15 protein-coding genes are annotated in these 22165 nt (G+C 63.0%); 8 read left to right on the top strand and 7 right to left on the bottom strand.

Going from position 1 to position 22165, the window contains the following annotated elements; all coding sequences use genetic code 11:
- The 3 genes from LJE63_10120 to LJE63_10110 form a co-directional block, all read left to right on the top strand.
- Positions 1-1633, top strand: a 1633-nt coding sequence (locus LJE63_10120) for a M48 family metalloprotease (GenBank protein ID MCG6906968.1), incomplete at its 5' end; no start/stop codon positions are given.
- A 78-nt stretch (positions 1634-1711) separates the two neighbouring features.
- On the top strand, positions 1712-1948 hold the full coding sequence (locus tag LJE63_10115; GenBank protein ID MCG6906967.1) for a hypothetical protein: 237 nt from the start codon (positions 1712-1714) through the stop codon (positions 1946-1948).
- 139 nt (positions 1949-2087) lie between these two features.
- Complete coding sequence (locus LJE63_10110; GenBank protein ID MCG6906966.1) at positions 2088-2810, top strand: NlpC/P60 family protein; 723 nt, start codon at positions 2088-2090, stop codon at positions 2808-2810.
- A gap of 29 nt (positions 2811-2839) precedes the next feature.
- On the opposite strand, the gene LJE63_10105 is transcribed toward LJE63_10110, so the two are convergent.
- The 3 genes from LJE63_10105 to LJE63_10095 all read right to left on the bottom strand — a co-directional run bounded on the left by LJE63_10105 (position 2840) and on the right by LJE63_10095 (position 7100).
- The gene (locus LJE63_10105; GenBank protein MCG6906965.1) at positions 2840-3523 is read right to left on the bottom strand and encodes an endonuclease/exonuclease/phosphatase family protein; all 684 of its coding nucleotides are present in this window, start codon (positions 3521-3523) and stop codon (positions 2840-2842) included.
- A 17-nt stretch (positions 3524-3540) separates the two neighbouring features.
- Entirely contained in the window at positions 3541-5691 is a 2151-nt protein-coding gene (locus tag LJE63_10100; GenBank protein ID MCG6906964.1) for a VTT domain-containing protein, read from the bottom strand.
- A 161-nt stretch (positions 5692-5852) separates the two neighbouring features.
- The gene (locus LJE63_10095; GenBank protein ID MCG6906963.1) at positions 5853-7100 is read right to left on the bottom strand and encodes a nucleoside:proton symporter; all 1248 of its coding nucleotides are present in this window, start codon (positions 7098-7100) and stop codon (positions 5853-5855) included.
- Positions 7101-7695: 595 nt separating this feature from the next.
- On the opposite strand from LJE63_10095, the gene LJE63_10090 reads away from it, so the two are divergent.
- The 3 genes from LJE63_10090 to LJE63_10080 all read left to right on the top strand — a co-directional run bounded on the left by LJE63_10090 (position 7696) and on the right by LJE63_10080 (position 10452).
- Positions 7696-8157, top strand: coding sequence for a Cys-tRNA(Pro) deacylase (locus tag LJE63_10090; GenBank protein MCG6906962.1), 462 nt, complete (start codon positions 7696-7698; stop codon positions 8155-8157).
- A gap of 214 nt (positions 8158-8371) precedes the next feature.
- Positions 8372-9217: a radical SAM protein gene (locus tag LJE63_10085; GenBank protein MCG6906961.1), complete on the top strand. Its 846-nt coding sequence runs from the start codon at positions 8372-8374 to the stop codon at positions 9215-9217.
- Positions 9214-10452 carry a glycosyltransferase family 4 protein gene (locus LJE63_10080; GenBank protein ID MCG6906960.1) on the top strand — a complete coding sequence of 413 codons (1239 nt, stop codon included), beginning with the start codon at positions 9214-9216 and terminating at the stop codon, positions 10450-10452. Before LJE63_10085 ends, LJE63_10080 begins: the two co-directional genes overlap by 4 nt.
- Positions 10453-10672: 220 nt before the next feature.
- On the opposite strand, the gene LJE63_10075 is transcribed toward LJE63_10080, so the two are convergent.
- The gene (locus LJE63_10075; GenBank protein MCG6906959.1) at positions 10673-12298 is read right to left on the bottom strand and encodes a TolC family protein; all 1626 of its coding nucleotides are present in this window, start codon (positions 12296-12298) and stop codon (positions 10673-10675) included.
- A 394-nt stretch (positions 12299-12692) separates the two neighbouring features.
- On the opposite strand from LJE63_10075, the gene LJE63_10070 reads away from it, so the two are divergent.
- Complete coding sequence (locus tag LJE63_10070; GenBank protein MCG6906958.1) at positions 12693-13904, top strand: efflux RND transporter periplasmic adaptor subunit; 1212 nt, start codon at positions 12693-12695, stop codon at positions 13902-13904.
- Entirely contained in the window at positions 13901-16990 is a 3090-nt protein-coding gene (locus LJE63_10065) for an efflux RND transporter permease subunit (protein MCG6906957.1), read from the top strand. The genes LJE63_10070 and LJE63_10065 overlap by 4 nt, the downstream gene beginning before the upstream one ends.
- Here LJE63_10065 and LJE63_10060 read toward each other — a convergent pair.
- The 3 genes from LJE63_10060 to LJE63_10050 all read right to left on the bottom strand — a co-directional run bounded on the left by LJE63_10060 (position 16923) and on the right by LJE63_10050 (position 21366).
- The gene (locus tag LJE63_10060; protein ID MCG6906956.1) at positions 16923-17534 is read right to left on the bottom strand and encodes a hypothetical protein; all 612 of its coding nucleotides are present in this window, start codon (positions 17532-17534) and stop codon (positions 16923-16925) included. The genes LJE63_10065 and LJE63_10060 overlap by 68 nt on opposite strands.
- Positions 17425-17772 carry a hypothetical protein gene (locus LJE63_10055; GenBank protein ID MCG6906955.1) on the bottom strand — a complete coding sequence of 116 codons (348 nt, stop codon included), beginning with the start codon at positions 17770-17772 and terminating at the stop codon, positions 17425-17427. The genes LJE63_10060 and LJE63_10055 overlap by 110 nt, the downstream gene beginning before the upstream one ends.
- Positions 17773-18141: 369 nt before the next feature.
- A complete protein-coding gene (locus LJE63_10050) occupies positions 18142-21366 on the bottom strand; it encodes an AsmA family protein (protein ID MCG6906954.1) in 3225 nt (1074 codons plus the stop codon).
- Positions 21367-22165: the final 799 nt, after the last annotated feature.

The raw sequence follows: 22165 nt of genomic DNA, 5'->3' as shown, positions 1-22165 counted from the left end.
CGGTCTGAACCTGAGCGCCTTCCTGACCCGTGTACCCGTCTTCCGGGTCTTTCCCACCCTCCAGGCGCTGCTGTTTATCGCGCTTTTCACGGGCTACCTGGCCGTGGTCTGGGCCTTTGCCTACGACGTCCAGCGCGAGCTTTACCACGCCGCCATCTCACGCAAGGCCTACGTCGGCTCCAACATCGCTTTTGCCGTGCCCGTGCTGCTGCCGTGGTTTCTGCTGTCGGTGGTGGCCGACCTGATCCATGCCCTGCCCATCGCCGCCCTCGGCCGGCTGCTGGATTCCACCATCGGGCAGGTCCTCTATTTTCTGTTTTTTCTGCTGCTGGTGGCCGTGGTCGGGCCCGCCATGATCCAGAAATTCTGGCGCTGCAAACCGCTTGAACCCGGCTACCAGCGCAGCCGCATCGAGGCCCTGTGCCGCAAGGCGGGCATGCGCTACGCCGAGATCCTCTACTGGCCGATCTTCGGCGGCCGCATGATCACCGCCGGGGTCATGGGCCTGGTCCGGCGGTTCCGCTACCTGCTGGTGACCCGCGCCCTGCTGCAGATGCTGGCCCCCGAGGAGATCGACGCCGTCGTCGCCCATGAAATCGGCCACGTCAAACGCCGCCACCTGCTCTTTTACCTCTTTTTCTTCACCGGCTACCTGCTGCTCTCCTTTGCCACCTTCGACCTGATCGTCTACACCCTCCTTTACTCCCGTCCCCTCTACGGGTTGATCAGCAGCCTTGGGCTCAACCAGACCACGGTCACCTCGGTGCTCTTCAGTCTGGTGATGATCGCGCTTTTCCTCTTCTACTTCCGTTTCATCTTCGGTTTTTTCATGCGAAATTTCGAACGGCAGGCGGATTGCTTTGTTTACTCGCTTTTCAACAGTGCCGCCCCCCTCATCTCCACCCTTCAGAAGATTACCCGGACCAGTGGTCAGCCACCGGAAAAACCCAACTGGCACCACTTCAGCATCAGCCAGCGCATCGACTACCTGAGGCGCTGCGAGGCGGACCGAAGCTGGATCACCCGCCAGGACCGCAAAATCCGCAAAGGTATCGGGGTCTATCTGGCCGGCATCCTGCTGGTGGCCGCGGTGGGCTACCACCTGAACTTCGGGGAAACGGGACGCCGGCTAAACGCCCATTTCATGGAGAACATCATCCTCGGGGAACTGGAAAAAAACCCCCAAAACCCCGGCCTCTTGAGCATGCTGGGCGATCTCCGCTATGCCGCCAAAAGATACCCCGAAGCTATCCGGGCGTATGTGCAAGCGCTGCGCCTGAACCCGGAGGATGCCCAGGTGCTCAACAACCTGGCGTGGCTCTATGCCACCTGCGAGGACCCCGCCCTGCGGGACCCCGACCGGGCCCTGGCCCTCGCCCAGGCCGCTGCCCGTCTGGACCCCACGGCCCACGTGCTCGATACCCTGGCCGAAAGCTACTTCGTCAGCGGGCGGCTGGAGGAGGCGGTCGCGGTGGCGGCTCGCGCACTGGCCCTGGCGCGCAGCAATCGGTCGTATTACGAAGACCAGCTGCGCAAATTCCGCGAGGCGGCTGACCGTCAAGGAGGGCTGGCACCCGCTTCCGCGGCGCGCACCTCCCGGCAGCCGATTCGGCTCGCCGCGGTTCTTGGCTGAGGGGCTGCGTGCCGGCGGGGCAGAAAGGCCGGTCGCTGCCGCCGTTGTCATTGCGCACTAAATGGTTAGAGTAATGCAATGTTGACTTCAGCAGAAAAGCAGCTCCTGGCGCTGCTTGCCAAGGAGTGGGACATGACCGGGCCGCCCGGCATCATGGACATCAGCGCGGTTGTCGCCGCCCTGCCGCTGGCACCCACCGAAACACTGGCCGCCATCAAGGCATTGTTTGCGCGGGGGCTGATTGATATGAACCAGTTGAAAACGACGGTCTTTCTGACTCCTGAAGGCTATGGGGCGTGGGAAGCCGACGTTTAATAAGCCCCGTCGGGCGGTGGTTTTTCGGCTGGCGGGCAAACGCGCGTTAAAAAAAAGGTCCATGACGGGCAACCGACCAAAGCATACCCTACCCCTCCGGCACCGAGATCCACGGCGCTCGCTGGCGTTGTTTTTGCCGGTGCTGTTATTGGCGGCCTGCGCCGGTGAGCCGACGCATCCCCCTGCGGGGCCGTTCGGGTCGCAACAACCGCGGCTGGCCGCAGTCGGCATCGCGGTCCAGGCCGGGGCCTTCGCCAGCCTGGACAATGCCGTGCGCCTCACCGAGGAGCTCCAGGGCCGAGGGCTGGAGGCCACCTTTTTTAAAGACGACGACGGTCTGTTCAAGGTCCGCTTCGGCGATTTCGCATCCAAAGAGGAAGCCCGCCGGCGGGCCCGCCGGCTGCAGCGCGACGGCGCGCTGGATGTATTTTACATCGTGGCGCCGGAGCAGTTGGCCGCCGCCCACCGCGCGCGTGAAGGAGAAGACTTCGTACGGGAGCGGATCGTGGGTACGGCAAAAAATTTTCTGGGGCTTCCCTACCGTTGGGGTGGGGCCTCGCCCAAGCGCGGTTTCGACTGCAGCGGGTTGACCATGACCGCCTACCGGCTCAACGGCTATCAACTGCCGCGAACCTCACGCGAGCAGTTCCGCGCCGGCAGTCCGATCGCCCCGGAGGCATTGCGACCGGCCGACCTGGTTTTTTTCGCCACCCGCTCCGGAAAAAATGTCTCGCACGTGGGAATCTACATCGGAGATGGCCGCTTCATCCACGCCCCGGGCCGGGGAAAAACCATCCGGATCGACTCTCTGTCTCAGAACTACTACCGCCGCCGCCTGGTCGGCGCGCGCCACTTCCTGTGAGCAATGCCCTGCCGCTGACGGCCTTTCCCTCACCCGGAGGAAATCAAGCGCGCATCGGCCACCACCGGAAAATGATCGGATGCGACCCGCGCCAACGGGCTTTCGTGGCGCCGGCAGCGCCCCAGGGCAAGCGGCGGTTGCGCCAGAATCCGGTCCAGCGCCACGATTGGGACCGGCCAGGTGGGATAACTCCTGACCGGCCGATGGCGCAAGCCGATCCGAATCAGGGGGCCCAGTGCCGCTGAACCTGTCCAGACGTTGAAATCCCCCAGCACCAACGCGGGCCGCCGGGAGACGGCAACCGCCGCGGCAAGTCGCCCTATCTGGATTGCGCGCTCACCTCTTTGCAGACCGAGGTGGGTGGCGAACACCCGGACGCGGCCGTCGCCAAGCGCCAAATGCGCCTCGATGCAGCCCCGTGGTTCGCGCCCGGCGCGGGACAGGTCGTGCAGGCGCGAGCAGAGCGGCAAGTCCCGCGTCAGCAGCAGGTTGCCGTAGCGACCGATGCCGCGTGCGAAGAGACTGCCGTCGATGGCGTGCAGCCTGGTAGCCGTCTCCAGGCGTCCAATCAGGTCACCTGCCGTGTCCAGGGTGACTTCCTGGAGCGCCACGACATCGGCACCGATCTCGGCCAGAATTTCGATGATGCGCCCGGGGTCAAAGCGCCCGTCCCGGCCGACACAGTCATGGACATTGTAGGTCGCCACGCGCATCGCCGCATACCGTGCCTTCAACCGGAGCGCAGCCAGCGTTTGGCGAACAGCGCCAGACCGGTCAGCCCGAGCCCCGCTGCCGCGGCGATGGCCAGGTTTTCCGAGCTCGGCTCGCTGACCGCCGCCCAGAGGGTGCCCGAGAAGAACGTGATCGCGCCCAGGCCGGGGGTCATCCCCAGCAGGCTGCCGACGATGAACTGCCGAAACCCCAGGTGCGAGGCGCCGGCCACCAGGTTGAAGACCGCAAAAGGCGCGATCGGCACCAGTCGCAGGACCGCCACGGCGATCGTGCCGCGTTTCGCCAATTGCCGGCTGAGCTGCCCGAGGCGCGACCCGCTGATCCGTTCCAGCGCGCCACGGCTCATCACCCGTCCGCCGATGAAGCCGATGGCCGATCCCACCAGCGCCCCGGCCAGCACATAGACAAAGCCCAACCAGCCGGGGAAGGCGACGGCGCCCACAACGGCCAGGAAGGTCAGCGGCACCATCAGAACGCTCGCCAGCCCGACCCCGGCGACGGCAATCAGCGCGCGCCCGCTCGGGGAGGAAAAGCGCGTCATGAAATCGGCCACCCGTTGCGGCGAGAGCCAGTCCTGCAGCGGGGTCCAGCGCCAGGCGGTCGCCAGGGCGAGAAGTGCAACGATAACCGCGAGAAACGCAATCAGGCGCTTGCGCCCCGCCGGGCGCTGGTCCTTGGGTATGTAACGCGCGACGAAATAGTCCGGGCTGATCGGTTCGGACGGGTCCACCAGGCCGCCATCGGGCACCATCTCGTCCAGCCCCTCGTCCACCCGGCAGTCCAGCGGCCGCAGGCTGCGGCCCGGGCCCATCAGCGCGGTAATCGCCGCGATCAGACCGCCGTTGCGGGATTCGGCCGCGGCGAGATCCTCGATGGAACAGTCCAGGTGCTCGGCCAACAGCCGGCGGCGCAGGCTGCGGATGAAGTCCGCGACCTCGACCGATTGCTGTGCTGCGATCACCAGGTCGCATTCGGTATCCATACCCATCGAGCGGTTGCTGGTGTTGGCGGAGCCGATCCGCAGCAGCCGGTCGTCGCTGATCAAAAGCTTCGCGTGCACGCTGATGCAGTCGTCGCCCAAGCCGTTCTGAAACGGAAAGAAGATCCGCAGGCGGTCGTGACGGTCGGCTTGCCGCATCCGGGCGACAACCCGTCCGCGCAGGACGTCCATGGTCACCTGTTCCAGCCAGCCGCCGGTGCGCTGGGGCAGCACCAGAATCACCTCGGGGCCGTCGGTTTCCTGCAGGCGGGCGATGAGCGCGTCGGCGAGACAGCGGGCGGTGAAGTACTGGTTTTCGATGTAGATGAAGCGGCGCGCGCCGGCGATAACATCCAGGTAGAGCCGGCGAACCTCTTCGACCGCCGTTCGTCCGGCGTGGGCGGGCTCGGTGCGGGCAATGGCGACGGACACCGCCTCCAGCCAGTTCGCCACCGACGCCGGCCAGGGGGACGAATCGACCTCACCGGGCGGTTTGATCTTCCAGCCGTGGGCACGCCGCCAGCGCTCCCGGGCCAGCTCCCCCAGACGCGCCGCGGCCGCGCCCGCCACCACCATCATCAGGTCGTGAAACGGGGGGTAGGGCTTGCCGTTGGGGTCGGTCCGCCGCGGGTCCTGGGGCGTGTGCCGCGAGGTGTCCCAGCGCCACCGGCTGAGATCGATGCCGCCGACAAAAGCCAGTCGGTCGTCGATCACGACGACCTTCTGATGATGCGAGGCACCGCTGGGGTGTTCGCCGTCGAGGCGGAAATGAAAGCGCGGCGGCACCTGCAGGCGCAGCCGCAGGGCCGGCAGGAGTTCGCGCTCGGCGGCGTAGATCATGTTGAAGTCCCAGGACAGGAGGTAGATCTTCAACCCCCGGCGGCGCTTGACCAGGGCCGCCAGGAAGGCCCCCAGGCGGTCGGGCAAGTCACGCTTGCGGTCGTCGCGGTGCAGACGCACGTGGCGGTCGAAATCCCAGCCCAGAATCAGGATCTGCCGCTGCGCGGCGCGGCATGCCTCGGCAAAGGCGGCGAAGTAGTCTGCGGCGTCGACGATCACGCCGACCCGGTCGGCTTTTTCCACGCGCCAGCAGTTGACGCCCGGCTTCAGCGGCGCCGTCGCCGAGTTATTCTGGGGGCCCGATGCCCCATGGTTCCGGTGGGTGTTCATGATTGGTTAGTTTGGCGCCCCGGTCCTTGGCTAATCGTCGCGGCTTTCTTTCCTTCAAACTTCGGGCTGGCGATCAGCCGGTCGTCGGGCGTCCCGCCACTACCGGCCAAAAGGCCCGTGGAGAAGGAGTTGGTCTTTGCCCGGTTCGCGCAACCCGCCGCTCACACCAGCATCCCCACCACCGCCCCGGTCATCATGGTGGCCAGGGTGCCGGCCAGGATGGACTTGGGTCCCAGCTGCACGATTTCGGCGCGCCGCTCCGGCGCAAGCGTTCCCATGCCGCCGATCATGATGCCCAGGGAACCGAAGTTGGCGAACCCGCAGAGGGCGTAGGTCATCACCAGGTTGGTCCGCTCGGAGAGCCCCGCCGCGGGCAGCGCCAGGTAGGCCAGCAGCTCGTTGGCCATGGTTTTAAGCCCCATCAACCCGCCGGCGGCGGCGGCTTCACCCCAGGGCACGCCCATCAGCCAGACCAGCGGCGCCAGGCACCAGCCCAGTACGCGCTGAAAGGAAAGTGGTTTTTCGGCCACCTCGGGCAGTATACCCAGGCAGGCGTCGGCCAGGTAGATCAGGGCCACCGCCACGATCAGCATGGCGCAGACATTGATGGCGATCTGAACGCCCTCGGTGGTGCCCCGCACGATCGCATCGAGACTGCCGCGCGCCTCGCTTCGGATCGCCATCCCGTCAGCGCTGCTGACCATCTCGCTGTTGGTCTCGGGCACCAGGATGCGGGCGGTGACGATGGCCGCCGGCGCGGAGATGATGCTGGCAATCAGCACGTGGCCCAGGGCAGAAGCTCCCAGCACCGGCTCCAGAAACCGGGCATAGAGGACCATCACGGTGCCGGCGATGGTGGCCATGCCGCAGCTCATCACGCAGAACAGTTCGCCGCGCGTGAGGCGCCCGAGATACGGCCGGATGAAGAGCGGGGCCTCGACCATCCCGACGAAGACGTTGGCCGCCGCGGCCAGACCCTCGCAGCCGGTGACGCCGAGGGCGCGGCGCAGCACCCAGGAAAAGCCGCGCACCACCAGCGGCAGGACCCGCCAGTAGAAGAGCAGCGAGGTGAGGGCGCTGACGACGAGTATCAGTGGCAGGGCCTGGAAGGCGAGGACGAAATAGCTGCCGGGGCCGGCGGCGGCAAAGGGCGGCTGCGGAGTCCCCAGGTACCCGAAAACGAAGGAGGTGCCGGCGGTGGTGGCATCGCTCAGCACCAGCACGCCGCGGTTGAGGAGCTCAAACACGGTCGCCGCGGCGGGGTTTAAAACCAGGGCCACCCCCAGCGCCAGTTGCAGGCCCATGCCCGCGGCGACGGTTCGCCAGTTGACCCGCCGGCGGTCCTCGGAAAAGAGCCACGCCAGGCCGGCCAGGAGAACGAACCCCACAAGGCTGCGCAACTGGATCATGTCCGAATCGCCCCTCCCCTCTTGCCGGCGCGTAGACGGCCGAATGGCGCGTGCTTTAAGCCCGGCCATCCCGCCATGGCGCGCCGGGCCCGCTCATCGCCGGGGCATCCCCCCGCGTAGATTCCGCCCGCGTCCGGGCCTTCAGCGCCATGAGAGGTAATCTTTTGAAGTGCCAGCAAATTCACCGGGCCCTTGGAACTTTTCGATACCAGATCCGCTGGTGGATTGCAAAGCGTCCGCCGGCACAACCACCCCTTTGGGCGGCAGCAGGCCATCTGTTCAGCAGCAGCGGCGTCCGGGGCGTTGATCTTGACTTAATGCGGGTGACTGAATAAAGACTTTATAGGTGAAGCGTTGCGGGGCACCCTTCCCTTCCTTTGCATGTGGGCTTCGTCGCTTCAATCCAACTTAACAATGATGAACCGGTAAAAGTCAAAATCCAGACGGTTTCAAAAAAAGCGCCAAGCTGCGGCGCACAAATCTCAGCGGCGTGAGGCGTACTTATAAGTACGCAGCAGCGATTTCGAGATGCAGCGCAACGTAGAAATTGGACCTTTTGCGGAACCGTCAACAATGGGACACTTTCGGAAAAGGTATGACCACCAGAGGGATCGCGTTTCTGAATCAAAAAAGGATTGCCCACGAGGTGGTCAAATACGACCACAAGGAAAAAGGCGCCGAATTCGCTGCCCGGGCCGTCGGGTTCGCCCTGGCTCAGACCCTCAAAACCCTGGTGGTGGCGCTGGATGGCAGCCGCCACGTGCTGGTGGTGATGCCCGGTGACCGACAGGTCTGCATGAAAAAGGTCGCGGCGGCATGCAGCGCCAAACGCGCCGCGATGGCCGACACGGCCACGGCCGAGCGCCTGACCGGCTATCTGGTTGGAGGGATCAGCCCGTTTGGGGTTAAAAAAGGGCTTCCGGTGGTCATGGATGCCGCCGCCGCGCTTTACGACCAGGTCATGATCAACGCCGGCCGGCGCGGGATCATGGTCAAATTGGCGCCGTCCGATATCGTCCGGACGCTGGGCGCCCTGGTGGCCGATGTGGCGGCCTGAGGGCCTCGGCAAGAAATAATGCCACATCTTGCTTGTCTTTTGGCCCGTCACCGGCGTTACATCCGCCGGCGCATATCCCGATATGCACCGGCGCATGTGCCCGGGTGACGAACCAAATTCCGGCACCATATTGTGGAATTATTGATTGTCGCGACCCTGAAGAAACTGCGAAAGGTGGAATTGTTTTTTGCCCTGACCCCATGGAATCCCACTCTTGAAGACTCCCCCGCGTCATCGCAACATCACCGTTAAACGGCTGCTTTCAGATGCTTGCCAATTTATCCGGGCACAGTCATGGGTTGCCAACCGTTTCGGCAGGCAGTATCTGCCAAGTCGCGAGTTTATCGAGATCGATATCACCTACAAATGCAACCTGAAATGCATCAACTGCAACCGGTCCTGCAGCCAGGCGCCCAGCGAGGTTGAAATGCCCGTTGCGACCGTAGAGGCCTTCATCGCCCGTAGCGTCGATGGAAAGATCCCCTGGAAGCGGATCCGCGTCCTGGGCGGCGAACCCACCCTCCACAAACGCTTTTTGGACATCGTCGAGCGCCTGATGGACTATCGACGGACCCATAACCCTGGCGTACGGCTGGTGGTGGGCACCAATTTCCATGGCCGTCGGGTTCGCCGGGTATTGGAACAATTGCCCCCCGCCATCGCCATCAAAACCACACTGAAGACCTCACGCACGAACCTGTTCCGCCCATTCAACGTGGCGCCCGCGGATAGCATTTTCAACCGGTTTTCAGATTACAGCTGCGGCTGCCGCATCATCGAAGAGTGTGGGTTGGGCTTGACACCCTCGGGGTATTATATGTGCGCCATTGCCGGTGGCATCGATCGGATTTTTGGTTATCGCCTGGGCCGGCCGGAACTGCCGGATTCATCCGATGCCTTTGACGACCAGATGGCGGCCTTTTGCCCGTTGTGCGGTCACTTTGGCTTTCAATGGCCCACCCGAAAACCAAGGCAGTCCAAAACCTGGCGCCTGGCCTATGCGGCGGCCGCCCGGCAGGCGAAAAAAACCGACGAAAAGGATGGCCCTCGACGACAATGAAAGATCTGCGCGTATTACACCTGCTCGGGCAACGCCCGGAAATGACCGGCAGTGGGATCTATCTCGAGGCCCTGATGCGGGAATCCCAAAAGCACGGAATCACCTGCTGTCGGATTGCCGGTGTCCCTGCGGGCAGCCTGGACCCCGCGGCGGCTCGGCCGTCAGTTGAGGGGGACTATGTTTTTTTCGAATCGGAAACACTCGATTTCCCGGTCGTCGGGATGTCCGATGTCATGCCCTATCGGAGTTCGCGGTTCAGTGAGCTAAAAGGCCGGCGACTGACGGCCTACAAGACGGAATTCAGTCGTGTACTGGAGGAAACCCTGAATCGTTTCCGTCCGGATATCCTTCACACGAACCACCTTTTCCTGCTGTCGGCATTGGCCAGAAAACGCTTTCCGGATCTGCCCATGGTCACCACCTGCCACGGCACCGACCTCAGGCAGGTGGAACTGTGCCCCCATTTGAGAGGTTTCGTGCAGCGCTATTGCCGGCAAATCGACAAAATCATCGCCCTCAGCGCCGATCAGAAAACGGAGATCCGCCGCGTCTATGACATCCCCGAAACGTCCATCATGGTGAACGGCGGCGGCTTCGATGACACCCTCTTTAACCGCGGCCCCCGGCGGACAGCCGGAACGGTCCAACTGCTCTATGCCGGAAAAATGAATCGGAGCAAAGGCGTCCCCTGGCTGCTGCAATCCCTCATGAGGATCACCGACCGGGACTGGCATCTTCACCTGGCGGGAAGCGGCAGCGGGCCGGAATACGGCGAATGCATCGACCTGGCCCGGCGATTGGGCCCCCGGGTGACCCTGCACGGCTATGTCAGCCATCGCCGATTGGCCGAGCTGATGAAACGAGCCCATATCCAGGTGCTGCCCTCCTTTTTCGAAGGGCTGCCCCTGGTGCTTTTCGAAGGGCTGGCCTCGGGGTGCCGGGTCATCACCACCGAGTTGTCCGGCTTCCGCGAGATCTTTGGCAAAGCCGGAAGCGACACGGTCCGTCTGATCCCCTTGCCCCCCCTGGAAACCATCGACCGGCCATACCGCAAAGACGAGGCGCGCCTGATCGATCTTCTCTGCGAGAGCCTTCTTGAGATGATCGCCTCCGCCCAACGGTCTCCCGATTTGGACGATCCCCAGGCTGAAAAAATCGCCGCCGACCATACCTGGTCGCGTGTTTTTGAGCGTACCCTGTCCCTTTACGAGGAGATCGCGAACGAACAAGGTTAGATTGTGTGAGTGAGCGGAGCGCTGGGCGTCTCGACACGCGGCGGTGTAAAGATTGGGGTTTCAGGGTCGCGGCAATCAATAATTCCACAATATGGCGGCGGATTTTGGTTCGTCACCCGGGCACATTCGCCGGTGCATATCGGGATATGCGCCGGTGGATGTAACGCCGGTGACGGGCCAAAAGACAAGCCAGATGTGGAATTATTTCTTGCCGAGGCCCTCAGCGCAGCGCCACCGGTTCGCGTCCTGGGGCTGAAATCCCGCGCCGCTCCAGAAGCGACCCGTCCTGGCGGTAGAGGTCGATCAGGGCCTTGAGGTAGTTGGCCAGGGCTTGAACCTCGGAGATGCGGCTGACCAGGAGATCCCGCTGGGCCTGGGCCACCAGAAAACTGGTGGATTTGCCCACCCGCAGTTTTTCCGTTTCGGTGCGCAGCTTTTCCTCGTCGAACCGGCGGGTGACCGAGCTGGCGGTGATCTGCTGCTTGGTGCGGTTGACCTCGATATAGGCCGTGCGGACATCGACCTCCACGAGCTGGGCAAGATTGTCGAGCGCTTTCTGGGCCTGGTCGCGCGACAGCTGCGCTCGCCGGTGCTGGGCGCGTGCATCGCGATTGAAAAAAGGATAGGCGAGTCTTGCGCCCGCCAAGGCGTCGTAGCTGTCGCCGTCGATGCGGTCTACTGAGCGGACGAAGGAATCGGCATAGCCGCTTTTGCCGAGGGTGACGAAAAGCTCCATCAGGGGCAGCAGGCCGTTGCCGGTTTTGACGATCTCAAGGTCGCCGCGCATGAGCTGCAGGCGGGCTTCGTTCAAAACCGGCCGCATGCGCTGGGCCAGGGCCACATACTGCTCCACCGCTTCCAGGGTGATCTCCGGCAGGGTCGGCTGGTGGACCAGTTCGATGTTCCGTTGCCAGAGGCCGGGTCCTGGTGGGTTGAGCAGCCGCAGAAGCTGCAGGCGGATAGTTTCCTGGGCGGCCCGGGCCTCGATGAGGGCCTGCTCCTGGGCTGCCACCTCGGCCTGGACCGCCGCCCGTTCGGCCCTGGCCAGCCGTCCCACGGCGATGAGTTCTTCGGTCTCGTCGAGCTGCTGGCGGGCCACCTTGAGGGATTCCTCGACGATCTCGATCCGGCGCCGGGCCAGGGCGTAGTCCCAACAGGTTCGCTCCACTTCCGCCACCAGTGCTTGGGTAAAGCCCCGCAGCTCGAAGGCCGACATGCGGGTGTCCAGGCGGGCCTGGCGCAGCCGCACCAGGTTGACCTGGGGGCCGAAGCCCTTCAGGAGGGCCTGGGTCACCGTCATCCCCAGACGGCTGGCATAAAAGGGGTCCTCGTAAAGGCTGGAGTCGGACATTTGGGTACCGGCCTCCAGAGTCACGGTCGTGCCGGTGGGAAAATACTGCCCCAGGGAAATGCGGCCGTCCAGGGTGTCGCCAGAAAAACTTTCGGTTTGCGACCCGGAGCGGGCCTGGCGTTCGGCCTTTCGGCGGCCTGCGGCGATTTCCGCATCCACCGCCGGATCGAACAGCGCGCGCTCCTGATCCTCGAAGGTTTGGACGATTTCCGGGTTCAACCGTTCCGCCGCGAGGGCGCGGTTGTTTTCGAGGCACAGCAGGATGGCTTCGGTAACGGAGATCTTCAGCGGGCCGGTAGAAACGAGCGGTGCCGTGGTCTCCGGAGACCGCCCCGCTTTCTCCGGGGGCATTGCGATCACCGTATCAAGCGGCACAGACGGCCCCCCGGCGGCCCGGTCGATCCCGCCGGCAATGGGTGCGCAGGCGGTCAAGGCCGGCAACAGTCCGAGCAACGCAGTGATCACCCAGCGACGGTGGCATCTTACGGCTGTCACGATAAGCTCCTTACAAACAATCCGGCGGTTGCGCCGGCATGGCACCGGCGCCGAATGGGTCAATCTGGCCGGGTGAACGCCTCCCCGTCAACCCGACGCAAGCCGGGCTTTCATTGCAAACCCCTCGGCCATGGATGCGATTTCGGTCTTCGCCGGAATGACGGACCTTCGAGGCTTGGCTTGTCGGTAGAGCCTATAACGCGTTTGGGGCAGGCCTGACAATTCAATTCGCCCCGACCGCTCGCGGCCGCCCTGGCCCGGCAGACGGTGCTCGCATTGCCTTTTTTCTCGTTGCAAAATCGGTCAAAAGGCACGATGGTGCATGATCGCCGAAGCGTAGCCTGCTTTTTGGGTCAAGCGCCTCGTTAAGGTCTTCGACCAAAGGATAGCGCCCATGAAATCGGTCGTCTCCAAACGCGTTCTGCTGGCGGTGATTCTCGCCGCCGCGGCGCTGCTCGGATGGATTGTCACCACTGCTTGGCAGGACCGCAGCGGTTCCGATGGCCAACCCAGCGCTGTGCGGCCGGTGCCGGTCGAGGTGGCGCCCGTCGAACGGGGATCGATCGCGCTCAGGCGTTCCTTCAGCGGAGAGTTGGAGGCCCTGGCGGAATTCGTCGTGGCGCCCAAGGTCAGCGGCCGGGTGGAGCGTGTCTTGGTGAACATTGCCGATGCCGTCCGGCGTGGGCAGGTGGTGGCCGAGCTCGACAATGACGAGTATGTCCAGGCCGTAGCCCAGGCCCGGGCCGACCTGGCCGTAGCTCAGGCCAATCGCTCCGCGGCCGCAAGCGTCCTGGAGATCGCCGACCGCGAGTTCCAACGCACCGAGTCGTTGCGTAAACGCGGGATCGCCTCCGACTCGGAGTTCGATGCGGCCCGCCAGGACCTTCTGGCCAAGCGGGCGCAGCTGGCCGTGGCCGAAGCCCAGGTGGCCAAATTCGCCGCCGCCCTGGAGAGCGCCAACATCCGCCTGGGCTACACCCGGGTTACGGCGGGCTGGACCGGTGGGAACGACGAACGCGTCGTGGCCGAACGTTACGTGGACGAAGGACAGACCCTGGCAGCCAACACGCCCCTGCTCATGATCGTCGAGCTGGACCCCATCCTGGGGGTCTTTTTCGTCACCGAACGGGACTATGCCAACATGCTGCCCGGGCAGATGGTATCCCTGACCACGGCGGCCTATCCCGATGAAACCTTTACGGGCCGCATCGCCCGCATCGCTCCGGTCTTCCGCATAGCCACCCGCCAGGCACGCATCGAGATGACCATCGATAATCCCCGCCACCGCCTCAAACCCGGCATGTTCATCCAGGCCAGCGTGGAACTGTCCCGGGTGGCCGATGCCGTCATCGTTCCGGAACAGGCCCTGACCGAGCGCAACGATCGAACCGGTGTCTTCGTGGTCAGCGAGGACGGCCGATCCGTTCGCTGGCGCGAAGTCGCGGCAGGCATCCGCGAAGACGGCCGGGTGCAGGTGGATGGCCAGGGACTCTCCGGCCGGGTAGTGGTCATCGGGCAGCAGCAGGTGGACGACGGCTCCCCGATCACAATTGCGGCGGATCAGGAACCACGCGTGCCCGTCCGCAATGGGGCTGACCAGCAATGAAACTGCCGCGTTTCAGCGTCCGGCGGCCGATCTTCACGACCATGGTGACCCTGATCCTGGTCATTCTGGGGTCCGTCTCCCTCACCCGTCTGCAGATCGACATGCTGCCCGACATCGAACTGCCGACGCTCACAATCCGGACCGACTACGAAGGGGCCAGCCCCGAGGTGATGGAGCGGCTGGTGACCCGCATCATCGAGGAGATCGTGGCCGTGGTGCCCGGCGTGGAGGAAATCACCTCGACCTCGTCGGAGGGCCGCAGCGCGGTGCGGGTCACCTTCGTGTGGGGAACGGACATCGACACGGCCGCCATCGAGGTCCAGAGCAAGCTCGAAGACGAAATCAACGAACTGCCGGAGGATATCGTCGGGCCCCGCACCAGCAAATTCGACATTGCCAGTTTTCCGGTCGTCATTCTGGGCATCTCCAGCATCATCGATCCCGTTGAAATGACGCAGCTGATCGAAGACCAGGTGCGCTACCGGTTTGCCCGCATCCCGGGCGTGGCCCAGGTGGACCTCTTCGGGGGCTTCAACCGCGAAGTTCGGATCGAACTGGATCCTGAGCGGATCAAGGCTGCCGGCCTGCCCCTCGACCGCATCATCGCGGCCATCGGCGACGCCAATCTCGACCTGCCGGCGGGCAAGATCGAACAGGGGCGCTACGAGGTCACCTTGCGAGCCCCGGCCGAGTTCACCGATCTGGATCAAATCCGGAACACGGTCATCGTGCAACGCGAAGGCGCCGCGGTGCGCCTGGGTCAGATCGCCGATGTCCGGGAAACCTACGAGAAGGTGTCCCGCATCGTGCGCGTCAACGGCCGCCGCGGGCTCTACGTGGGGATCCGCAAGCAGGCCAACGCCAACACCGTGGAGGTTTCCCGCCGCGTCCTGGCCGAAATCACGGCCATCAACCAGGCCCTCCCCCAGATCGCCGTGGTGCCGGTCATCAACCAGGGCAACCTGATCGAGCGCTCCATCGCCAATGTGGCCCGCTCGGTGCTTTACGGCGGCGGACTGGCCATCGTGGTGCTGCTGTTTTTCCTGGGCAGCATTCGCAGCACCCTGGTGGTCTCCCTGTCCATTCCCATTTCCATCGTGGCCACCTTCGCCCTCATCTATTTCGGGGGCTTCACCCTCAACCTGATGACTCTGGGGGGACTGGCCCTGGGGGTGGGCATGATGGTGGACAGCTCCATCGTCGTGCTCGAAAACATCTACCGCCGCCGCAGCGAAAACGGCCTTGCGCCCGAAGAGGCCGCGGTGGCGGGAGCCCAGGAAGTCGGGCCGGCCATCATCGCCAGCACCATCACGACCCTGGTCATTTTCCTGCCGCTGGTCTTCGTGCGCGGTGTGGCGGGCATTCTCTTCAAGGAGATGGCCTATGTGATCATCTTCGCGCTGGTCTGCTCCCTGGTTCTTTCCCTGAGCCTGGTGCCGATGCTGGCCTCCCGGTTTCTGTCCCTGGGGCCACGACGCCCCGGGGGCGCCGCCGACCCCGGCGGCCGCTGGGCCGCCAAGGCCCGTTCGGTCATCGACGGTATCGAAAGGTCTTACCTGGATCTCCTGCGCTGGGCCCTGGGGCATCGTTGGACCACTGTGCTGACGGCGGCGGCTCTGCTGGGCGCCAGCCTTTTGCTCCTGCCCCTGATCGGCAGCGAGCTTCTGCCCCCCAGCGACGAGGGCGAGGTGCGCGTCATCGGCAAGATGGAAATCGGTACCCGCCTTGAATTGGTGGATCGACAAACCCGTCTCATGGAGCAGATCATTTTGCCGGCTGTGCCCGAAGCGGTGGCCTGGGTGGTCCGCGTGGGCCCCACCGGCTGGCGGGCGGACGCCGGGGCCGAGGGGGAATTCCGCCTGTCCCTGCTGCCGGCCACCCAGCGCCAACGTTCCAACGTGGAAATTGCCGATGATCTGCGGCAGCGGCTGGCAGGAAGCGTACCGGGGATGGAAATCCGGGTGCGGGCGCCCCAGGGGCAGTTCCTTTTGGACCGCCTGCTGGGGGGCGAAACGGGCCTGACGGTGGAAATTCGCGGCTACGATCTTGCCACCATAGACGCCCTGGCGCGTCGCACCGCAGCCCTCATCCTGGAGGTGCCGGGGGTCACGGATTTGGAGACGAGCCTCGAGGCCGGCATCCCCCAGCAGGCCGTCCGCGTGAACCGCGACAAGGTGGCCGATCTGGGCCTGAGCATCCGGGATGTCACCGAGCTGCTGCAAACCGCGGTCGCAGGGTCCAAGGCCGGCGAGTTCCGCCGGAACGGCGACGCTTACCGGATCCTGGTGCAGCTCAAGGACGCCGAGAAGCGCTCCCTGGACGAGATTCTCGATCTCACCCTGACGACGGATTCCGGTGAGGCGGTGGCCCTGCGCAATGTCGTGGCCACCGAAGCCAGCCGTGGTCCGGTGCTGATCGACCGCAAGGACCAGCAACGCCGGGTGACGGTTACGGCCAACATCGCCGGGCGTGACCTGGGATCGGTGGCTGGCGACGTGCAGGCCCGGCTGGATGGCATTCCCCGCCCGGTGGGCTACGACCTGAAGGTGGCCGGCAAGTTCGAGGAACAGCAAAAAGCCTTCCGGGAGCTGGTGGTCTCCCTTCTCCTGGCCCTGGTGCTGGTCTACACGGTGCTCGCCTGCCAGTACGAATCCCTGCGGGACCCGCTGGTGGTCATGTTCTCCGTTCCCCTGGCCATCATCGGGGTACTGGTGACGCTGTTCGTGACGGGAACGACCCTGAATGTGCAGTCCTACATCGGCTGCATCATGCTGGGGGGCATCGTGGTGAACAACGCGATCCTTCTGGTGGACCAGGCCGGACGGCAGATCCGGGAGGGGATGGGCATCCAGGAAGCCCTGATCGAAGCCGGCCGCCGCCGCCTGCGCCCGATCCTGATGACCACCCTCACCACCATCCTGGGCTTGCTGCCGCTGGCCCTGGGCATCGGCGAGGGTTCCGACGCCCAGGCCCCGTTGGCGCGGGCGGTGGTGGGGGGCCTGACCGGCTCTACCCTGATCACCCTGGTCCTGATCCCGGTGGTCTTCGCCTTGTTTCACCCGGACCCCTCCGCGTCCCGCAGGTAGTGCGCCCTTCCCCGGCGGCCGCGCAAAGGCGCGGCGATTGGGATGGAAACGTCAAACCCACTGCAAGAGAGAGTTTGAAACGACGTTCAATCCCATTGGGAGGGAAGGTCGCCCTTCCCGTCCCCCCACACCACCGTGCGTACGGGACCGTACACGGCGGTTCATTTGGACCGTTGCATGGCCCGATGTTGATCGAGAAGGCTCCGAAGTCCCCATGAGGCCAGGACGCGGTTATTGACGACCGCATGCATATGCCCGAGGCCCCCGCATTCCACCAGGCCCCAAGGCCGGTTGCTGTTGCCTTACGTGCCCGATGAGCCTCAAGTCCCAGTGCTATCAGCTTTCGACAACGGGTCTTGGGTTTACGCCATTGCTCCCATAAGATTTTGCGCAAGCGCCGACGTATCCATTGATTCAGCATATCGAATTGAGCTTTAACACTGGCGAGTCGTAAGTAGCCGACCCATCCCCGCGCAAAGAGATTGATTTCTTCGATCACCGCGCGGGGGAAATGCCACCCCGACCGCCTGGAAGATCTTGCCACAGTTGCCCTTGCATTCACTGCGGACAATAAACCGTTTGCCGTTCTCCTCGAAGACGACCTGTTTGAGCGCCTCGAGGTCCTGCTTGATGTGCAGCCACTCGAATCGGTGACCGGCAGCCGAAAGACGCTGGTCCAGCTCCTTTCGCAGCACCAGCGCCATAAAGCTGCAAAACACGTGGCCGGCGATGTGGGCATCGTTCCGGTGGAAAACCGGGCGGGTTTCCAGAAGCGATTTCAAATTCCAACATCTGCCCGATTTATATTCTGTTCGTGGTGGGTCATTTCAGTCCCTCCGTTTTGGTTTTGGCGAACCTTTGGAGTACTGATCTGGCTCACCAATTTCAAGCCCTTCCGGACTTGGACCAGGCGGGACCACACCGGGGAATTTTTGGGAATCCCCCAGGGTGGTCCCGCATGGCTCTTGGAGCTTGAATCGAAATTACAGAAAGAGGGTTACACTAACCCGTCTCCTTTCCGGGATTTGGTGCCACTACTTCAAGAGGGTGATTCCCGACGCATTCTCGGGTGTGTCAAATATGTAGACCAATGGGTTTTGGAGGTTGCGCATCCCGGTTGGATGGGGGGGATGGCCGCACTTGATGGCCAGTCAGTGGTAGATGGCCTCGATCTCGTTTTGAAGGCTCTGGAGATCACAGGGGTGTTTTTGAGTTCCCCCCAGGCTGACGAAGGGTGCCAAAAGTCCGGCCGGGCCGATGGCGAAAAAGCTCAGCGCTTTGGCCCCCTTGATGGCCGCTGACATGGGGTCTGGCCTGACGGTCGGATCCAGAACACTGCCGGTGATGCGCAGTTTCGTGTTCAGGCTGAAGAGGCTGGGATCTTTGGGTTTGGGTGCCAGCAGAAAATCGATCTTCTCTGTGGCGAGGTTGATCTCTCCGGCCCCTGTCAGGACACTGCGTTCAGAGTCGAATAAAAAATTCTCGGTTTTGGCGACGCCGCTTCGGATGCCGAACTGGAGCACACCGCAGTTGAGCTGGCCTGCCTCGTTGTGGTGTCCCCAGAAGGGGATGATCCTTTGGGTGAGATCCTCCGCGATGAGGTCAAGGCCGCGCGGATAGTCCCCCTTGCCGAAAACGGCGCCGATGGTGCCATCGAGGTTTGCCCGGAGACTCCGGGAGGACTCTCCCCGGCTGCTCAACTTCGCCGCGATGTCAATGTGCCCGGACGTCTTACCGCTCCCCACCTTGATTTCATCGAGAAAACTGCCGAGGTCGAAGTCCTGGGCCAGAAACTTGAAGGCCACCGTTGGGGGTGAACCGATCTCTGTTTTGACACCCAGGTCAGCTGAAATCTTGGTCTGCCGGTAGGTGACTTCGAGTTTGTCTACACTGAGAGAGCCCTGCTGAATTCGAAAAACCAGGTGCCCCAACTCCAGGTCGGTGTCTCGCGCCCGGATGTTGCGGGCGCGCAATTCGACATCCGCGTCCAGGGTGTTGAGCTTATCGATGGGCAGGGGGTGATCCGAAGCCACGTACAGTTTGGGGTGGCGCTTTTCGGAAACCACATGCTGGATATCCTCGTTCGCCTCCCCGATGAGCGGTGTGACATCGATCCGGGCCGATTCCAACCGCAAGGTGACCTTCGGTCTGGAACGCATTTCGACTGTCCCCCACCCGCTGAAGTCGCTCTGGTCAACAGTGGCGGAAACGTTTTTGAAGTTCAGAACCTTGCGGGAACCGGTAAGCTGTCCACGCAAATTATACGGGCCCAAGTCAGGCATCTGCGCGTCAAAGATCTCTCCCAACTCGCCCAGTTGTTTTCCCGAAACTTCAAGGTTGAGGTCAATGCCGTTGAGATCCAGCAGGTCCTCAAATTTGCCGGAAGCCGCAAGCCGTAAAGGCCCCTTGCCGATATTGCCACGCGCTTCGCGCAGCGCCAGCTTGCCGGCGGAGCCCGTCAGACGCCCTGTTGCGTCAAATGGCCCGGTTTCAGGCAGCTTAACCCCGATCATGCTCCCGAGCTCGCTGAGGTCTTTTCCGGAAGCGCTAAGCATCAGATCGATTCCCTCAAGCGCGATCACCTCCTTTATCGCACCCTTCGCGGACACCTTGATGCTGCCGTGGCCGACGGATCCCTGACCTCCTGAAAATGCCAGGACATGGGTGTCGCCTTTAAGGCGGCCGTCAATACTGAAGGGGCCTGTCCGGGGAAGCGGTTGGCCGATGAGGGGCGCGAGTTCCGCCAGATCCCGGCCCGATGCTTTCAGGCCGACATCTACCCCGGAGAAGTCGATCAGGTTTCCGACGCTTCCTGAAAACTGCACCGCCAGGCTGCCGCGTCCGGCATTCGCCTTGGCATCCTGAAGCGCGAGCGCTTGCCGGGATCCGCTGATGAGGCCGACAATATCGAATGAATCCGACACCGGCAGCGAAATTTTAAAGAACCGGCCGAAGGCTTTTAGGTCGCTGCCTGCAACATCTGCCTGGAGACGAATGCCGGTCAGCGCGTTGAGATTGCCCACCGCGCCTTTCGCCGCCAGTTCGAAACCGGCGCCGGAAAGCTTTGCATCGGCGTTTTCAAGGCTGAGCGCATCAAACGCGCCCGTGAGTCGACCCGAGATCTCAAACGGGCCGGAGTTCGGCAGGGAGGTACCGATGATGGGCCCAAGCTTGCCAAGGTTTGTTCCCGAGCAGTTGAGCATAAGGTCCAACCCCCTGCCCACGCTGATCTCCGAAATATTGCCATCGGCGCTGAGTTTGAGACCCCCGCGGGAAAAGGTTGCCGCCGTCTCTTCAATGCGAAGCGCGCCGGTGGAGCCGATCAGGCGGCCGCTTACCCGAAACGCTTCCGTTTGCGGGAGGGCTTGGTCGATGATCGGGCCCAGCTCGGCCAGATTTGCGCCATCGCCCTGAAACACCAGGTCTATATCCGCGAGGGTGTTCAGGTTGCCGATCTCACCTTTAAGCTGGAACTGGTGGGTGGCCCGCCACGTGCTGCCGCTGACGTTGGTTACGGTCAGGGCGCCCGCGTTCCCGCCAAGCTGCGCCGCCAGGTCGAACCGATCCGTTTTCGGCAGGCGGACGCCGATTCCGGTGCCCAGCAGGGCCAGGTCTGCGCCTTTTAACTGAACTTCAAGGTCAAGGTCCCGCAAGCTCAGGATTTTGCCGATTTCACCGCGGAGCTTGGTTTCAGCCCCTGCAATCTCTCCCTCAAGGGCGACCGGGAACCGCTCATGGGTGAACAGCTTGCCCATCGCCCCGATTTGCCCTGACAGCGCCGCGGGCTGGCCGTTCAAGCGCCCCACCAATTTTACCGAAAGCGATTCGACCGCAGGCGAACGCGTAAGTTCCAGGGCGGCCAGGTCATACCGCGCCGTCAGGCCTGTCCGCCCGTTACGATGGGTGACGGCGAGGCGTTGCAGGCTCAGATGGTTCAGCATCAGGCGATTGATAAACCAGAAGTCCGTGCGTGAAGTGCGTGCAGGGTCAAATGTCCAGTTAGCGCGACCGCTCGCATCGATCTCCAAATTCAGTTCGGCATCGTTTAATTCGATCTCTGTGATATCCAGGTCCCCGAGCACCAGTGGCAGCAGTTTGATGCGGGCCTCAAAGCGGCCGATCCTGGCCATCAGGGGGTGTTCTCCCCAAAGCGCGTTGGCGAGGGTTACGTTCGAAACCACGAGCTTTGGTTTCAGCGAGACCATAAGCGCGAGGTCGCCCCCGATCGTCAGCTCCCGACCGGTTGCATTCTTCACGGCCGTTTCGATCACTTCCCTGTAGCGGTTGTAGTCCTGGGAGCGCAGAAGCAGGTATCCGGCAAGGAGCAATACCGCGGCGGCTGATAAAACAATGATAAGCGTCATTTTGAGGCGCATAAGCATCCTGTTCTGAGAATTTTACTTTGTCTTGTCGATGCCATTAAACTACAATAGCCGTGGTAAGTGAACCGCACGCCCGGTGGTGTGAGAGAGGGAGGTCGCGGGACCTCCCTCTGCTCGATTGGAGGGCTCTGGAGGGAATTTTAGGAGGCATTTGATGTGGGGTTCGACCAAGGCCGGTTCTATCGACCTTTCTTTTCGCGTCATCGGAACATTGAAAGCTCACAGGAGACACGATTTCAACCGGTGCAAAGGGGGCTTAGGTCAAGATCGTTCCCTCCTGGGGCTCTCAAGGAGCAAGCCTCCGCTTCTCATAAGCTCGGCTTTGCCTCAGTGAGTCGCTGATGACGTAGCCAGCTCTTTCAGCACTACCTCCGATTCTTCGCCCCATAGCGCTTGAACCTATGGCCTGATTGCAGGCGACGACATCCTCGTAGCGGTCTGAGTTGCCATTGCAAGATTGGACACACTACAGCAGAACCAGCAAACTGCTTTGATGCGACCTTCTTTCGATTGTGTGGGGAGGGGGCTTGCGCTATTCGGATTTCGATTCATTCACGAAAGCGATGTTACAGTGCCCTGATAAAACTGACAGCTGCTAAACGAAGGAATTGAGTTGAGTTCCTTCAAAGTGGCATCGCATTTTGTAGGCGCCTATTCCCGTGATAGGGTGGCGACCCCCTCGGCGATCTCGCGGCTGAGCCTCGCCAGAAGGCGGCTATGGGCTTTCACCAGGCCGGAAAAATCGCTTCCCGGAATGCTTTCCTCCAGAGCCGCTGCCCGGCTCATTCGCAGG

It is taken from the genome of Desulfobacteraceae bacterium, assembly GCA_022340425.1.
GTDB lineage: Bacteria > Desulfobacterota > Desulfobacteria > Desulfobacterales > JAABRJ01 > JAABRJ01.
The sequence above is the reverse complement of the archived record's forward strand: the minus strand, read 5'-3'. Positions and strand labels throughout refer to the sequence as shown.

Bases quoted from the DNA above. Each gene is read 5' to 3' on its own strand.
- LJE63_10050 (MCG6906954.1), bottom strand. From the start codon at position 21,366: ATGCGCCTCAAAATGACGCTTATCATTGTTTTATCAGCCGCCGCGGTA.
- LJE63_10080 (MCG6906960.1), top strand. From the start codon at position 9,214: ATGAAAGATCTGCGCGTATTACACCTGCTCGGGCAACGCCCGGAAATG.
- LJE63_10105 (MCG6906965.1), bottom strand. From the start codon at position 3,523: ATGCGCGTGGCGACCTACAATGTCCATGACTGTGTCGGCCGGGACGGG.
- LJE63_10090 (MCG6906962.1), top strand. From the start codon at position 7,696: ATGACCACCAGAGGGATCGCGTTTCTGAATCAAAAAAGGATTGCCCAC.
- LJE63_10070 (MCG6906958.1), top strand. From the start codon at position 12,693: ATGAAATCGGTCGTCTCCAAACGCGTTCTGCTGGCGGTGATTCTCGCC.
- LJE63_10095 (MCG6906963.1), bottom strand. From the start codon at position 7,100: ATGATCCAGTTGCGCAGCCTTGTGGGGTTCGTTCTCCTGGCCGGCCTG.
- LJE63_10115 (MCG6906967.1), top strand. From the start codon at position 1,712: ATGTTGACTTCAGCAGAAAAGCAGCTCCTGGCGCTGCTTGCCAAGGAG.
- LJE63_10065 (MCG6906957.1), top strand. From the start codon at position 13,901: ATGAAACTGCCGCGTTTCAGCGTCCGGCGGCCGATCTTCACGACCATG.
- LJE63_10100 (MCG6906964.1), bottom strand. From the start codon at position 5,691: ATGAACACCCACCGGAACCATGGGGCATCGGGCCCCCAGAATAACTCG.